12 protein-coding genes are annotated in these 13,354 nt (G+C 70.0%); 3 read left to right on the top strand and 9 right to left on the bottom strand.

Going from position 1 to position 13,354, the window contains the following annotated elements; all coding sequences use genetic code 11:
- Positions 1–111 precede the first annotated feature (111 nt).
- Positions 112–924 (top strand): phosphatase PAP2 family protein, encoded by an 813-nt coding sequence (locus OG766_RS25965; protein WP_266383957.1) that lies wholly within the window; start codon positions 112–114, stop codon positions 922–924.
- On the opposite strand, the gene OG766_RS25960 is transcribed toward OG766_RS25965, so the two are convergent.
- From OG766_RS25960 to OG766_RS25925, 8 genes are all read right to left on the bottom strand, one after another.
- The gene (locus tag OG766_RS25960; RefSeq protein ID WP_328726306.1) at positions 863–2,659 is read right to left on the bottom strand and encodes a chitinase; all 1,797 of its coding nucleotides are present in this window, start codon (positions 2,657–2,659) and stop codon (positions 863–865) included. The two genes, OG766_RS25965 and OG766_RS25960, sit on opposite strands and share 62 nt — an antisense overlap.
- 94 nt (positions 2,660–2,753) lie before the next feature.
- Complete coding sequence (locus tag OG766_RS25955; RefSeq protein ID WP_328726305.1) at positions 2,754–3,230, bottom strand: hypothetical protein; 477 nt, start codon at positions 3,228–3,230, stop codon at positions 2,754–2,756.
- Between the two features lie 215 nt (positions 3,231–3,445).
- Positions 3,446–4,861 (bottom strand): NAD(P)/FAD-dependent oxidoreductase, encoded by a 1,416-nt coding sequence (locus OG766_RS25950; protein ID WP_328726304.1) that lies wholly within the window; start codon positions 4,859–4,861, stop codon positions 3,446–3,448.
- Positions 4,862–4,881: 20 nt separating this feature from the next.
- Positions 4,882–5,679 carry an ABC transporter permease gene (locus OG766_RS25945; RefSeq protein WP_266383947.1) on the bottom strand — a complete coding sequence of 266 codons (798 nt, stop codon included), beginning with the start codon at positions 5,677–5,679 and terminating at the stop codon, positions 4,882–4,884.
- Positions 5,679–6,614, bottom strand: a complete 936-nt coding sequence (locus OG766_RS25940) for an ABC transporter permease (RefSeq protein WP_328726303.1) — start codon at positions 6,612–6,614, stop codon at positions 5,679–5,681. Before OG766_RS25940 ends, OG766_RS25945 begins: the two co-directional genes overlap by 1 nt.
- Complete coding sequence (locus OG766_RS25935) at positions 6,611–7,762, bottom strand: ABC transporter ATP-binding protein (RefSeq protein WP_328726302.1); 1,152 nt, start codon at positions 7,760–7,762, stop codon at positions 6,611–6,613. Before OG766_RS25935 ends, OG766_RS25940 begins: the two co-directional genes overlap by 4 nt.
- Positions 7,763–7,807: 45 nt before the next feature.
- Positions 7,808–9,058 (bottom strand): polyamine ABC transporter substrate-binding protein, encoded by a 1,251-nt coding sequence (locus tag OG766_RS25930; RefSeq protein ID WP_266383940.1) that lies wholly within the window; start codon positions 9,056–9,058, stop codon positions 7,808–7,810.
- A gap of 70 nt (positions 9,059–9,128) precedes the next feature.
- On the bottom strand, positions 9,129–10,646 hold the full coding sequence (locus tag OG766_RS25925; protein WP_328726301.1) for a gamma-aminobutyraldehyde dehydrogenase: 1,518 nt from the start codon (positions 10,644–10,646) through the stop codon (positions 9,129–9,131).
- A 175-nt stretch (positions 10,647–10,821) separates the two neighbouring features.
- Here OG766_RS25925 and OG766_RS25920 point away from each other — a divergent pair, with 175 nt between their 5' ends.
- Complete coding sequence (locus OG766_RS25920) at positions 10,822–11,403, top strand: NADAR family protein (RefSeq protein ID WP_266383936.1); 582 nt, start codon at positions 10,822–10,824, stop codon at positions 11,401–11,403.
- Positions 11,404–11,493: 90 nt separating this feature from the next.
- Here the strand turns inward: OG766_RS25920 and OG766_RS25915 are convergent, their stop codons facing one another.
- Positions 11,494–12,219 carry a DUF4190 domain-containing protein gene (locus tag OG766_RS25915; protein WP_266383934.1) on the bottom strand — a complete coding sequence of 242 codons (726 nt, stop codon included), beginning with the start codon at positions 12,217–12,219 and terminating at the stop codon, positions 11,494–11,496.
- A 107-nt stretch (positions 12,220–12,326) separates the two neighbouring features.
- On the opposite strand from OG766_RS25915, the gene OG766_RS25910 reads away from it, so the two are divergent.
- Complete coding sequence (locus OG766_RS25910; RefSeq protein ID WP_328726300.1) at positions 12,327–13,352, top strand: adenosine deaminase; 1,026 nt, start codon at positions 12,327–12,329, stop codon at positions 13,350–13,352.
- The last annotated feature ends 2 nt before the right edge of the window (positions 13,353–13,354 follow it).

Raw genomic sequence — 13,354 nt, 5'->3', positions numbered from 1 at the left:
TGGGTAACCGCCCGTAATCGCGCGCTCTCTGTGAAGAACGTGTGGGGGGCCAATGGCGGGATGGCATTCCGGCTGTCGGTCCCCCCACCTGCTGTCGTACGGTTTCCGCAGATGAGAGAAACACCCCGCTCGCAGGAGACTGCGGGCGACTCCAGGGCGTGGCCTCCCCAGCTCCGCCCTGGTCGTGCCCTCGCGCACACCACCGGGGCCTCCGGCTCCGGAACTCCTCACCGATCGGATGGCCGCCCGCCCCAAACCCCCCGGGGCGCGCGGCAAACCGGTCCTGGCGGCCGCTCCGGAACCACCCCCCCTGTTCCGGGGCGGCCGACTCCTTTCCTTCTCGCGGCTGTTTCCGCGGCACTGTGCGCCGTCCTCTTCGCGGTGATCACCTGGCAGATCGTGGACCACGGACCGCTGCGCGCGCTCGACGAGCGCAGCGGTCGCGCGGTCGTGGGCGAGGGGCCGACGGGGCTCACCGAGTTCCTCGCCGACCTCGGCACCATGCAGGTCGCCCTCCCGGTGCTCGGCGCGGCCGTCGCGTACGCGCTGTACCGGCGCCGCCGCACCCAGGCCCTGGCCGCCGTGCTCGCCATCGCCCTCGTGCCCGCGCTGGTCGCCCCCTTGAAGGCGCTGACCGGCCGCCCCGGTCCGCTGACGGCCGAGACCGGCTACTACCCGTCGGGACACGCGGCGACCGCGATGGTGGCCTACGTCGGGGCGGCGCTGCTGATCGGCAGATGGCTGATGCCCGTCGCCGCACTCCTGACGGCGGCGACGGGCATCGGCCTCGTTCTGCGCGGCTACCACTGGCCGCTGGACGTCCTGGGCAGCTGGTGCCTGTGCGCCGTTCTGCTGTTGCTGATCACCATGTGTACGCGTCGAAGTTCCTGGAGAACTCCCAGCCGCCGAACCGGTCCCAGTTGATCGACCAGGTCATCAGTCCGCGCAGCGCGGGCCAGGTGCCGTGGGTCTGGTACGAGCCGCAGTTGGCCTTCCTGGTCAGGCAGTCCAGCGCCTTGCCGACCTCGGCGGGCGGTGTGTGGCCGTTGCCCGCGGTGGTCGTGGCCGGCAGGCCGATGGCCACCTGATCGGGGCGCAGGGCGGGGAAGAACCGGTCGGAGTTGCCCGCGACGGGGAAGCCCGTGAGCAGCATGTCGGTCATGGAGATGTGGAAGTCCGCGTTCCCCATGGTGTGGTACTGGTTGTCGAGGCCCATGATCGGTCCCGAGTTGTAGTGCTGGACGTGCAGCAGGGTGAGGTCGTCCCGCAGGGCGTGGATGACCGGGAGGTACGCGCCGGCCCGCGGGTCCTGGCCACCGAACGGGCCCGAGCCGTAGAACTGGTAGCCGAGCTGCACGAAGAAGGTCTCCGGGGCCATCGTCAGCACGAAGTCGCTGCCGTACCTGGCCTTGAGCGACTTGATCGCCGAGATCAGATTGACGATCACCGGCGAGGTCGGGCTGCGGAAGTCGGTGTCGCCGGTGTTGAGCGACAGCGAGTGGCCCTCGAAGTCGATGTCGAGGCCGTCGAGCCCGTACTCGTCGATGATCCTCGACACCGACGAGACGAAGGTGTCCCGGGCGGCCGTGGTCGAGAGCTGCACCTGGCCGTTCTGGCCGCCGATGGAGATCAGGACCTTCTTGCCCGCGGCCTGCTTGGCCTTGATGGCGGCCTTGAAGTCGGCGGCGGACTCGACGTTCGGGCACTCGCTCACCGGGCAGAGGCTGAAGCGGATGTCGCCGGAGGTCACCGAGGTCGGCTCACCGAAGGCGAGGTTGATGACGTCCCACGAGTCGGGGACGTCGGCCATGCGGGTGTAGCCGGAGCCGTTGGCGAAGCTCGCGTGCAGATAGCCGACGAGGGCGTGGGCGGGCAGGCCGGGACCGGGGCCGCCTCCGCTCGTCGTGGTGGCCGTGACGGCGGACGACTTCGGGGACTCCCCCGCGCTGTTGGTGGCGGTGACCTGGAAGCTGTGGGAGGTGGCCGCGGCCAGTCCGGTCACGGTGGCCGAAGTCCCGCTGACCGAGAGGACCTTGGTGCCGCCCCGGTAGACGTTGTAGCCCGTCGCCCCCGACACGGACGACCAGGACAGCGGCACGGTGGAGGACGTTGGCGCGCCCGCGGTCAGGCCACCGGGTGCGGCGGGTATCTGGACCGGGGCGCCGCCCGGGCCGAACAGGGAGAGGTCGTCGGCCTGGTAGGCGCCCGTGCCGTACCAGCCGTGGGTGTAGATCGTCACGGAGGTGGTGGCGGCACCGGTACGGAACGTCGTCGTCAGCTTCTGCCAGTCGGGCGCCGACTGCGTCCAGGTGGAGACGTCGGTCGTGCCGGTGCCGGAGGCGCCGAGGTACACATAGGCGCCCCGCACCCAACCGCTGAGTGTGTACGACGAGTCGGGCTGTACCGCGATCGTCTGCGAGCACCTGGCGTTGTCGCTGCCGGCCGGGGTCGCCTGCAGCGCCTTGCTGCCGCCGTGCACGGGTGAGGGCACGGCGGCGCCGCTGCCCGCCGTACAACTCCAGCCGTCCAGGCCGGATTCGAAGCCGCCGTTGCGCGCGAGCTCGGCGTCGGCGGCCTGCGCGCTCTGGGCCGAGGCGACGAGCCCGCCCGCGGCGAGCGCCGCCGCCACGACGACGGCGAGGGGTCTGGTGCGGTCCACAACTGCCTCCGGGGGTGGGGGTGTTCCGAGTGGAGCGCGCACAACATGGTCCAGACCAATCAGGTTGTCAAGACCTGTGGCAGCCACGGCCGTCTCACCGGCCCGGCCCGTCCTCGCCCCCGGCCATCGAATCCACCGCCTCGTGCATGGACAGCTCCAGCAGCGAGGGGTCGGTGAGCGTGCCCCAGCCGTCCGGCAGGATCAGCCAGCGCACACCTCCGGTGGAACGGCCCGGGTACGGCACGACGATCCAGGTGCCGGCACCCACGACCCGCATGTCCGTCCCCACCCAGCGCTCCGACGTCCCCGGCGGCACGAAGAAGCCCACCCGGGCGTTCCCGAGGTCGGCGAGCACCGGACCCGGCCGGTCGACGAGCCGGGTCAGTACGTCCAGCGTCGGGCAGCCGATGTCGCCCGGCAGCACGATCACGTCCCAGTGCCTGCCGGCCGGAAGCAGCGCGAACTCCCGGGGGTTGCGCTCCCACTCCCTGCGGCAGGCGCCGGGATCCGGCGCCGCCGCCACCAGCCACTCCACCGCGGTCCTGGCCTCCGGGTCCCCTGAGCCGGTCATCGCCAACAGCCTCCGTTCCGTGCCGGTGTCGTGTACGCGGGCGCTGCGTACACAGGAGGAGAGCGAGGCCGGCCCGCACGATGACGCGGGTTCCGGGTGCCGGTTGGAGAAAGACGTGCGCAAGGCCGGAGAGGGCCGGAGGACGAACGCGGCCCGCACGACGAACGGCGGCCGCGCGCCCTCGGCGCACGGCCGCCGATCAGGCGGAGCGGGACTCAGCTGTCGAAGCCGAGTCCGAGACGGTCCATGGCCCTCAGCCACAGGTTGCGCCGGCCGCCCTGGGCGTCGGCCCGGGCCAGCGACCACTTGGTGATGCCGATCCCGGCCCATGCCACCGGTTCCGGCGGGAAGGGCAGCGGCTTCTTGCGGACCATCTCCAGCTCGGTGCGTTCGGTCCGCTCACCGGCGAGCAGATCGAGCATGACCTCCGCGCCGAAGCGCGTCGCGCCGACACCGAGTCCGGTGTACCCGGCGGCGTACGCGACCTTCCCGCCGTGCGCCGTGCCGAAGAAGGCGGAGAAGCGCGAGCAGGTGTCGATCGCGCCGCCCCAGGCGTGGCTGAAGCGCAGACCCTCCAGCTGCGGGAAGCACGCGAAGAACTGGCCCGCCAGCTTCAGATAGGTCTCCGGGCGGTGGTCCATCTCGGCGGTGACCTTCCCGCCGAACGGATAGATCGCGTCGTAGCCGCCCCACAGGATGCGGTGGTCGGCGGTGATCCGGAAGTAGTGGAACTGGTTGGCGCTGTCGCCGAGACCCTGGCGGTTGCGCCAGCCGATGGACTCCAGCCGCGCGGGCGAGAGCGGCTCGGTCATCAGCGCGTAGTCGTACACCGGGACCGTGTACGGACGGACCCGCTTCACCAGCGACGGGAAGACGTTCGTACCGAGCGCCACACGGCGGGCGTGGACCCGGCCGTAGGCGGTGCGCACGGCCGCCCCGGCGCCGGACGAGGCCAGTTCGAGCGCGCGGGTGTTCTCGTAGATCCGTACGCCGAGGTCGAGACAGGCCTGCTTGAGGCCCCAGGCGAGCTTGGCCGGGTTCAGCATGGCGACGCCGTCGCGGTCCCACAGCCCGCCGAGGAAGGTCGGCGAGTCGACCTGCGCCCGGACCGCGTTCCGGTCGAGCAGCTCCATGCCTTCGGTGAAGCCGAGGCGCCCGGCCTCCTCGTACATCTCATGGAGTTCTTCGAGCTGATGGGGCTCGGTGGCCACGTCGATCTCACCGGTGCGCTCGAAGTCGCAGTCGATTCCGTACGCGGCGACGGCGGCCTCGATGGCGTCGAGGTTGCGCGCGCCGAGCTCCTCCAGCCTGGCCATGTCGTCGGGCCAGCGGGCGAGGCCGTTGCCGAGTCCATGGGTGAGCGACGCGGCACAGAAGCCGCCGTTGCGGCCCGAGGCGGCCCAGCCCACCTCGCGGCCCTCGATCAGTACGACATCCCGCTGGGGGTCGCGCTCCTTGGCGAGGAGCGCGGTCCACAGTCCGCTGTATCCGCCGCCGACGACGAGCAGATCGGTCTTCTCGTCTCCGGTGAGGGCGGGCAGCGCGGCGGGCTTGCCGGGGTCTTCCAGCCAGAAGGGGACGGGCTGGGCGTCGGAGAGTGATGAGGCAAAGGTCATGGCTGCTGGGGCCATGGTTTCCACTCCTTCAGGGCCTACTTGGCTGCTGCGGTCTTCTTCCGCCGGTTGCTGATGACCTGACCGGCGACGACGACGATGACGGCGATGGCGAACATGGCCGTACCGATGACGTTGATCTGGACGGGCGTGCCGCGCTGGGCCGAGCCCCACACGAACATGGGGAAGGTGACGGTGTTGCCCGAGTTGAAGTTGGTGATGATGAAGTCGTCGAAGGAGAGCGCGAAGGCGAGCATCGCGCCCGCGGCGATACCGGGCGCCGCGATCGGCAGCGTGACCCGCAGGAAGGTCTGCACCGGCCCCGCGTAGAGGTCCTTCGCCGCCTCCTCCAGCCTCGGGTCCATCGACAGCACGCGCGCCTTGACCGCCACGACGACGAAGCTGAGGCAGAACATGGTGTGGGCGATGAGGATGGTCGTCGCGCCCAGCTCCGCACCGAGGTTGAGGAAGAGCGTCAGCAGTGAGGCGGCCATGACGACCTCGGGCATCGCCATCGGCAGGAAGATCAGCGAGTTGATCGCGCCACGCGCCCGGAAGCGGTAGCGGACCAGCGCGAAGGCGATCATCGAGCCGAGGACGGTGGCGCCGACCGTCGCCCACAACGCGATCCAGAGGGACAGGCTGAGCGAGTCGCACATGTCGGCGACGCCGCACGGGTCCTTCCAGGCGTCGAGGGAGAACTCCCGCCAGGAGTAGTTGAACCGTCCGGCCGGCTTGTTGAAGGAGAACACCATCACGATGATGTTCGGCAGGATCAGGTAGGCGAGCGTGAGCAGACCCGCGATCACCACGAGGTTGCGGCGTATCCAGCGCATCAGACGAGATCCTCCGTCCCGGCCCGGCGGATGTAGACCGACACCATGATCAGCACGACCGCCATGAGAATGAACGACAGCGCGGCCGCGGTCGGGTAGTCGAGCACCCGCAGGAATTGCGACTGGATGACGTTGCCGACCATCCGGGTGTCCGTGGAGCCGAGCAGTTCGGCGTTGACGTAGTCGCCGCTGGCCGGAATGAAGGTCAGCAGCGTTCCGGACACGACGCCCGGCATCGACAGCGGGAACGTCACCCTGCGGAAGACGGTCGACGGCTTCGCGTACAGATCACCGGCCGCCTCGTGGAGCCGGGGATCGATCCGCTCCAGCGAGGTGTACAGCGGCAGGATCATGAACGGCAGGAAGTTGTACGTCAGACCGGTCACGACCGCGAGCGGGGTGGCCAGCACCCGGTTGCCCTCGGTCATCCCGAGCCAGCTGGTGACGTCGAGGAAGCCGACGGTGTTGAGGACCTCCACCACCGGTCCGCCGTCCGCGAGGATCGTCTTCCAGGCGAGCGTGCGGATGAGGAAGCTGGTGAAGAACGGCGCGATGACCAGCACCAGCAGCAGATTGCGCCAGCGGCCCGCCCTGAACGCGATGAGGTAGGCGAGCGGATAGCCGAGCATCAGACACAGGACGGTGGCCGTGCCGGCGTACAGCACGGACCGCAGGAACTGCGGGTAGTACTCGCTCAGCGCGTCCCAGTAGGTCTGGAAGTGCCAGGTGACCTGGAAGCCCTGCTCCAGCGAGCCGGTCTGCACGGACGTCGAGGCCTGGTAGACCATCGGCAGCGCGAAGAAGACCAGCAGCCACAGGACGCCCGGCAGCAGCAGCCAGTACGGCACCAGCTTGCGGCGCACCGGCTGCTTGCGCAGCTCCGGCCCGGGGGCGGCCGGCGCGGGCGAGGCGGGGGGTGCCTCGGTGACGGTCATGCGCTCTCCTCCACCGTCTCCACACCCGCATCGATGTCCTGAGCTGCGTCGAGGCCGAACGTGTGCTCCGGGTTCCAGTGCAGAACGACCTCGGCGCCGGGCACGAAGCGGCTGTCGCGCTCGATGTTCTGGACGTACACCTCCAGCTCCGGGCAGACGGGGCTGTCGATGACGAACTGGGTGGAGACGCCGATGAAGCTGGAGTCGGCGATCTTTCCGGTGAACCGATTGCGGCCCGCGGCTATGTCACCGGCGTCGTCGGCGTGCGCCAGCGAGATCTTCTCCGGGCGGACGCCGACGAGCAGCTTGCCGCCGGTGCGGGGCTGTGTGGCACAGCGTCCCGCGGGCAGCCGCAGCTTGGCGTCGGCGGCCGTGACGACGACCTCTGTGCCGGTGGCCTCGGCGACCTCGGCCTCGATGAGGTTCGAGGTACCGAGGAAGTTGGCGACGAACGTCGTCTGCGGGTTCTCGTAGAGCTCGGCGGGGGCGCCCAGTTGCTCCACGCGGCCGCCGTTCATCACCGCGACCGTGTCGGCCATCGTCATGGCCTCCTCCTGGTCGTGGGTGACATGGATGAAGGTGATGCCGACCTCGGTCTGGATCCGCTTCAGCTCCAGCTGCATCTGGCGGCGCAGCTTGAGGTCGAGGGCACCGAGCGGCTCGTCGAGCAGCAGCACCTGCGGGTGGTTGATGAGCGCGCGTGCGACGGCGACGCGCTGCTGCTGGCCGCCGGAGAGCTGGTGCGGCTTGCGCTGGGCGAAGTCGCCGAGCTGGACGAGGTCGAGCATCTCGCCGACCTGCTTCTTCACGGACTTCACTCCGCGGCGGCGCAGGCCGAAGGCGACGTTCTCGTAGATGGTGAGGTGCGGGAAGAGCGCGTAGCTCTGGAAGACGGTGTTGACCGGGCGCTTGTACGGCGGCAGGTCGGTGACGTCCTTGTCGCCGAGGAAGACGGTGCCGGTGGTGGGGTCCTCCAGTCCGGCGATCATCCGCAGCGTGGTGGTCTTGCCGCAGCCGGAGGCGCCGAGGAGGGCGAAGAACGAGCCCTCGGGCACGGTCAGGTCCAGCGGGTGCACCGCGGTGAACGAGCTGTACGTCTTGCTGATCCCGGAGAGGCGGACGTCGCCGCCCGCTGTCTTGTCAGTCATGGGTCGCGGTCCCAGGGTCTAGGGGGAGCAGGGGAGCAGGAAGGGTCAGGCGCCGATGAGCTTGGCGAACTTCTCTTCGTACGCCGTCTCTTCCTCGCTGCTGAGCGAGCGGAAGGCATGGGACTTCGCGGCCATGGCCTTGTCCGGGAGGATCAGCGTGTTCTTGGCGAGCGCCGGGTCGATCTTCGCGAGTTCGGGGCCGACGCCCTCGACCGGGCAGACGTAGTTGATGTACGCGGCGAGCTGGGCCGCGACCGGGAGCTCGTAGTAGTAGTCGATGAGCTTCTCGGCGTTGGTCTTGTGCCTGGCCTTCGCCGGGACCAGCAGGTTGTCGCTGGAGGTCATGTAGCCGGCGTCGGGGACGACGAACTGGATGTCGGGGTTGTCGACCCGCAGCTGCACGAGGTCACCGGCCCAGGCCAGACAGGCCGCGATATCGCCCTTGTCCAGGTCCGAGGTGTAGTCGTTGCCGGTGAAACGGCGGATCTGCTTGGTGTCGACGGCCTTCTGGACCTTGGCGACGGCCGCGTTGAAGTCGTCGTCGGTGACCTTGGCCGGGTCCTTGCCCATGTCGATCAGGGTCATGCCGATGGTGTCGCGCATCTCGGACAGACAGGCGACCCGGCCCTTGAGCGCGGGGTCCTCCAGCAGCTGGGAGACGCTCTCGATCTTCCGGCCGCCGGTCGCCTTGGAGTTGTAGGCGATGACGGTGGAGATACCGGTCCACGGATACGAGTGGGCCCGGCCCGGGTCCCAGTCGGGGCTGCGGAACTGGGGCGAGAGATTGGCGAAGGCGTGCGGCAGGTTGGACGGGTTCAGCTTCTGCGCCCAGCCGAGCCGGATGATGCGGGCGGCGAGCCAGTCGGTGACGCATATGAGGTCGCGTCCGGTCTCCTGGCCGGCGGCGAGCTGCGGCCGGATCTTGCCGAAGAACTCGACGTTGTCGTTGATGTCCTCGGTGTACTTGACCTGGATCCCGGTGCGCTTGGTGAACGCGCCCAGCGAGGGACGGCTCTTCTCGTCCTCGCTGATGTCGATGTACTGCGTCCAGTTGGAGAAGCTGATCTGCTTCTCCTGGGCCGAGCGGTCGTCGGAGGCTGCCGCCCCTTCGCCCTCCCGCTTCGCGGGAGGGATTCCGCACGCGCCGAGCGCGGCCGCCCCGCCCACCGTGAGGGCGCCGATGCCGGTCGCCCGCAGCAGGGAGCGGCGGGAGAGGGCACCCCGGCCGTTCGTCATGCTGCGCCGCATAGCGGCCAGCTGAGCCTCCGAGAGGCGTTCGGGCTGGTACTGCTTCATGCGCTGTGTTGCCTTTCGGGATGGTCGCCGTCGGTCGGGACGTGGGCTGCCACGCGGCCTCAGCCGGGTGTTACAGCCGGTCCCCGAAGATCGTGCGGTGCCAGTCCTTCCTGACCGCCGCCGTGTTGTCGTACATCACATGCTTGACCTGCGTGTACTCCTCGAAGGAATAGGCCGACATGTCCTTTCCGAACCCGCTCGCCTTGTAGCCGCCGTGAGGCATCTCGCTGATGATCGGGATGTGGTCGTTGACCCACACGCAGCCCGCCTTGATCTCACGGGTGGCGCGCCCCGCGCGGTACACGTCCCGGCTCCAGGCGGAGGCGGCGAGACCGTACGGGGTGTCGTTGGCGAGGGCGATGCCCTCGTCGTCGGAGTCGAAGGGCACGACGACCAGGACGGGCCCGAAGATCTCGGACTGGACGACCTCGCTGTCCTGTGCGGCCCCGGCGATCAGGGTCGGCAGATAGTAGGCGCCCTGCTCCAGGGCCCCGCCGGGTGCCTTGCCGCCGGTCACGACGGTGGCGTACGAACGGGCCCGGTCGACGAAGCCGGCGACCCGGTCGCGCTGGGTGTGCGAGACCAGCGGGCCGAGGTCGGTGGACGGGTCGAAGGGGTCGCCGAGGCGTACGGTCGCCATCAGGTCGGCGACCCCGGCGACGAAGGCGTCGTAGAGCGGACGCTGGACGTAGGCGCGGGTGGCGGCGGTGCAGTCCTGGCCCGTGTTGATCAGTGAGCCGGCGACCGCGCCCTGCACGGCGGCGTCGAGATCGGCGTCGTCGAAGACGACGAAGGGGGCCTTGCCGCCGAGTTCGAGGTGCAGCCGTTTGACGGTGGCGGTGGCGATCTCCGCGACGCGCCTGCCGACCGGGGTCGAGCCGGTGAACGAGGTCATGGCGACGTCCGGGTGCCCGACGAGGTGTTCGCCCGCGTCCTTGCCGGCGCCGGTGACGATGTTGACGACACCGGCGGGGATGCCGGCCTCCGTCGCCGCCTGGGCGAACATCAGCGAGGTCAGCGGGGTGATCTCGGCGGGCTTGAGGACGATGGTGTTGCCCGCGGCGATGGCCGGGAGGACCTTCCAGGCGGCCATCTGGAGCGGATAGTTCCAGGGCGCGATGGATCCGACGACGCCGATCGGCTCCCGGCGTACGTACGAGGTGTGGTCCCCGCTGTACTCACCCGCGGACTGGCCCTGCAGATGGCGGGCGGCTCCGGCGAAGAACGCGGTGTTGTCGACGGTGCCGGGGACGTCGAACTCCCGGGTGAGCTTGATCGGCTTTCCGCACTGCAGCGACTCGGCCTGGGCGAAGTCCTCGGCCTGCTCGGCGAGTACGGACGCGAAGCGGTGCAGGGCGTCGGAGCGTTCGCCGGGTGTGGCACCCGCCCAGCCCGGGAACGCGTCGCGCGCCGCGGCGACGGCGGCGTCCACGTCGTCGGGGCCGGCCAGCTCGTACTCGAGGACCCGCTCCCCGGTGGCCGGGTCTACGATTGCGTGGTTACGTCCTGATGTGCCGGGGCGCACCTGTCCGTCGATGTACTGTGCGCCGTTCTTGAAACGGTCATGCACCTGGAAGCGGTTGCCCATGACGCTCTCCGTTGTTCCAGATCGAAGTGAGTGCCGATCCTGACAGAGGCCAACTTCGTCAACAAGTGATTCCGTAGTTGCCTTTTGGTTACGCGACGGATTCGGTCGACCATGTGTCGGGTCGGGGCGAGCATCCCCGTACGAACTGTCAGTGGTGGCTGCCAGACTCGCGTGCATGGGGATGATCGAGGCATCGGCCGAGGCTCTGATCGAGCGGGTCGAGAATGGCGAGCGGGTCAGGTATCTGCATTTCTGGGGGCACAGGCCGCGGCCCGACGGCGCCGTCGGTGCCGGCTGTCTGAGCCAGTGGTGGCCGTCGCCGTTCACGGTGGACGGAATCGAGTATGCGACCGCCGAGCACTGGATGATGGCCGGGAAGGCCCGCGTCTTCGGTGACCGGGACGCGGAGCGCATGGCCGTGGAAGCGGCGAATCCGGCGCTCGCGAAGAAGGCGGGCCGGCTGGTGCGCGGCTTCAGCGCCGAGATATGGGAGCGCGAGCGGTTCGCGATCGTCGTCGAGGGCAGTGTGCACAAGTTTTCGCAGCATGCGGATCTGCGCGCGTTCCTGCTGGCCACGGGCGACCGCGTGCTGGTGGAGGCAAGCCCCATGGACCGGATCTGGGGCATCGGCCTCGCGGCGGACGACGAGCGTGCTCATGACCCGGCGCGGTGGCGCGGGCTGAATCTGCTGGGCTTCGCGCTGATGGAGGCGCGGCAGCGTCTCGGGCAGGTGACCGCCGGCCCGTCCGGCGCCTGACGGCGCGGCCACGGCGGGGGCGGGGGCCGGGCGGCGCGGGGGGCCGCCCGGATACCCGTCACGGGCCCGGCGGGATCCGCCGGGCAGGGGCTAACGCGTGGCCGTGGCCACGGTCAGCGTCGTCTCCCAGGGGTCCTCGTCCGAGCTGTCGGTGAAATCCGGGTCATGGGTGATCGCCCAGATCAGGAAGCCGAGGAACGCCGCGCTGATCACGATGCCGATGGCGCCCAGGATGATCCCGGCCAGCGCCATGCCACCGTTGTTCGCCTCACCGCGCCGGGCGCGGGCGCGTCCCAGGAAACCGAAGATCAGCGCGAGGACGCCGAGGATGATCCCGAGGCCGTACATACAGAAACCGACCACGGCGATGATGCCGAGCACCAGCGCGGTGATGCCCATGCCGTTCGCCGGGGCCTGTACCCAGCCTCCCTGGCCGTAGCCGGGGTAGCCCGGGTATCCGGGGTGGCCGGGGTGGCCGCCGTACGAGGCGGGGCCCTGCGGCGCACCGGGCGCGGCGGCCGGGTAGCCGTAGGGACCGGGCACCGTCTGCGCGGGTCCGCCCGGAGCCGTCGGGGGCGGCGGCACGGCACCGGGCGCGGGTCCGGAGCCGGTGTCCGCACCGGTACCGGGGGCGGCGAAGGGGTCTCCCGCCGCCGGCATCGAGGTCACCGTCGGCTGGTCGTGGACGCCCGGCGGGCGGCCGCCGGGCGTGGCCTTGCCGAGTTCCACCTTGTCCTGCGGCGCCCGGTGCTCCGGCGGAGCCCAGGGATCCGCCGGCCCGTTCTCACCGGGCCGCTGGTCGCTCTGGTCTGACATGGGCCTCCCCCATCGTGGACTTGTCATGCTACGGGCGCCGCTCCGCGCGTCACCCGCCCCGCCTACGATGATCCCTGACCGGTACGGCTGAGCACACGGAGGACCCGGTGACCGATCTGCTTCCCTTCATCGCGGGCCTGCCCAAGGCCGAGCTGCACGTCCACCACGTCGGCTCCGCCTCACCGCGCATCGTGTCCGAGCTCGCCGCCCGGCACCCGGACTCCAAGGTCCCCACCGACCTGGAGGCCCTCGCCGACTACTTCACCTTCACCGACTTCACGCACTTCATCGAGGTCTATCTCTCGGTCGTCGATCTCGTCCGCACCCCCGACGACGTCCGGCTGCTCACCTTCGAGGTCGCCCGGGACATGGCCCGGCAGAACATCCGGTACGCCGAGCTGACCGTCACCCCCTTCAGCTCGACCCGTCGCGGCATCCCCGAGCAGGGCTTCATGGAGGCGATCGAGGACGCCCGCAAGGCCGCCGAGACCGAGCTGGACGTGATCCTGCGCTGGTGCTTCGACATCCCGGGCGAGGCGGGACTCGACGCGGCCGAGGAGACGGCGCGGCTCGCCGTCGATCTGCGCCCGGAGGGCCTGGTCTCTTTCGGTCTCGGCGGGCCCGAGATCGGTGTGCCCCGGCCGCAGTTCAAGCCGTACTTCGACCGGGCCATCGCCGCCGGTCTCCGGTCCGTGCCGCACGCCGGCGAGACGACGGGCCCGGAAACCGTCTGGGACGCGCTGAACGACCTGCGGGCCGAGCGCATCGGCCACGGCACCAGCTCCACGAAGGACCCGAAGCTGCTGGCCCATCTCGCCGAGCACCGCATCCCGTTGGAGGTCTGCCCGACCTCCAACATCGCCACCCGCGCCGTCGCCACGCTCGACGAGCACCCCATCAAGGAGATGGTGGATGCCGGTGTGCTGGTGACCGTCAACAGCGACGACCCGCCGATGTTCGGGACCGACCTCAACAACGAGTACGCGGTCGCCGCCCGGCTGCTGCAACTGGACGAGCGGGGCGTCGCCGCGCTCGCCAAGAACGCCGTGGAGGCGTCCTTCCTCGACGCGGCCGGAAAGGCGCGGATCGCCGCCGAGATCGACGCGTACACGGAGCGCCGGCCGGCGAACTGACG

The organism is Streptomyces sp. NBC_00259 (assembly GCF_036181745.1).
Lineage (GTDB): Bacteria > Actinomycetota > Actinomycetes > Streptomycetales > Streptomycetaceae > Streptomyces > Streptomyces pratisoli.
The sequence above is the reverse complement of the archived record's forward strand: the minus strand, read 5'-3'. Positions and strand labels throughout refer to the sequence as shown.

Bases quoted from the DNA above. Each gene is read 5' to 3' on its own strand.
- OG766_RS25965 (WP_266383957.1), top strand. From the start codon at position 112: ATGAGAGAAACACCCCGCTCGCAGGAGACTGCGGGCGACTCCAGGGCG.
- OG766_RS25955 (WP_328726305.1), bottom strand. From the start codon at position 3,230: ATGACCGGCTCAGGGGACCCGGAGGCCAGGACCGCGGTGGAGTGGCTG.
- OG766_RS25950 (WP_328726304.1), bottom strand. From the start codon at position 4,861: ATGGCCCCAGCAGCCATGACCTTTGCCTCATCACTCTCCGACGCCCAG.
- OG766_RS25945 (WP_266383947.1), bottom strand. From the start codon at position 5,679: ATGCGCTGGATACGCCGCAACCTCGTGGTGATCGCGGGTCTGCTCACG.
- OG766_RS25940 (WP_328726303.1), bottom strand. From the start codon at position 6,614: ATGACCGTCACCGAGGCACCCCCCGCCTCGCCCGCGCCGGCCGCCCCC.
- OG766_RS25935 (WP_328726302.1), bottom strand. From the start codon at position 7,762: ATGACTGACAAGACAGCGGGCGGCGACGTCCGCCTCTCCGGGATCAGC.
- OG766_RS25930 (WP_266383940.1), bottom strand. From the start codon at position 9,058: ATGAAGCAGTACCAGCCCGAACGCCTCTCGGAGGCTCAGCTGGCCGCT.
- OG766_RS25925 (WP_328726301.1), bottom strand. From the start codon at position 10,646: ATGGGCAACCGCTTCCAGGTGCATGACCGTTTCAAGAACGGCGCACAG.
- OG766_RS25920 (WP_266383936.1), top strand. From the start codon at position 10,822: ATGGGGATGATCGAGGCATCGGCCGAGGCTCTGATCGAGCGGGTCGAG.
- OG766_RS25915 (WP_266383934.1), bottom strand. From the start codon at position 12,219: ATGTCAGACCAGAGCGACCAGCGGCCCGGTGAGAACGGGCCGGCGGAT.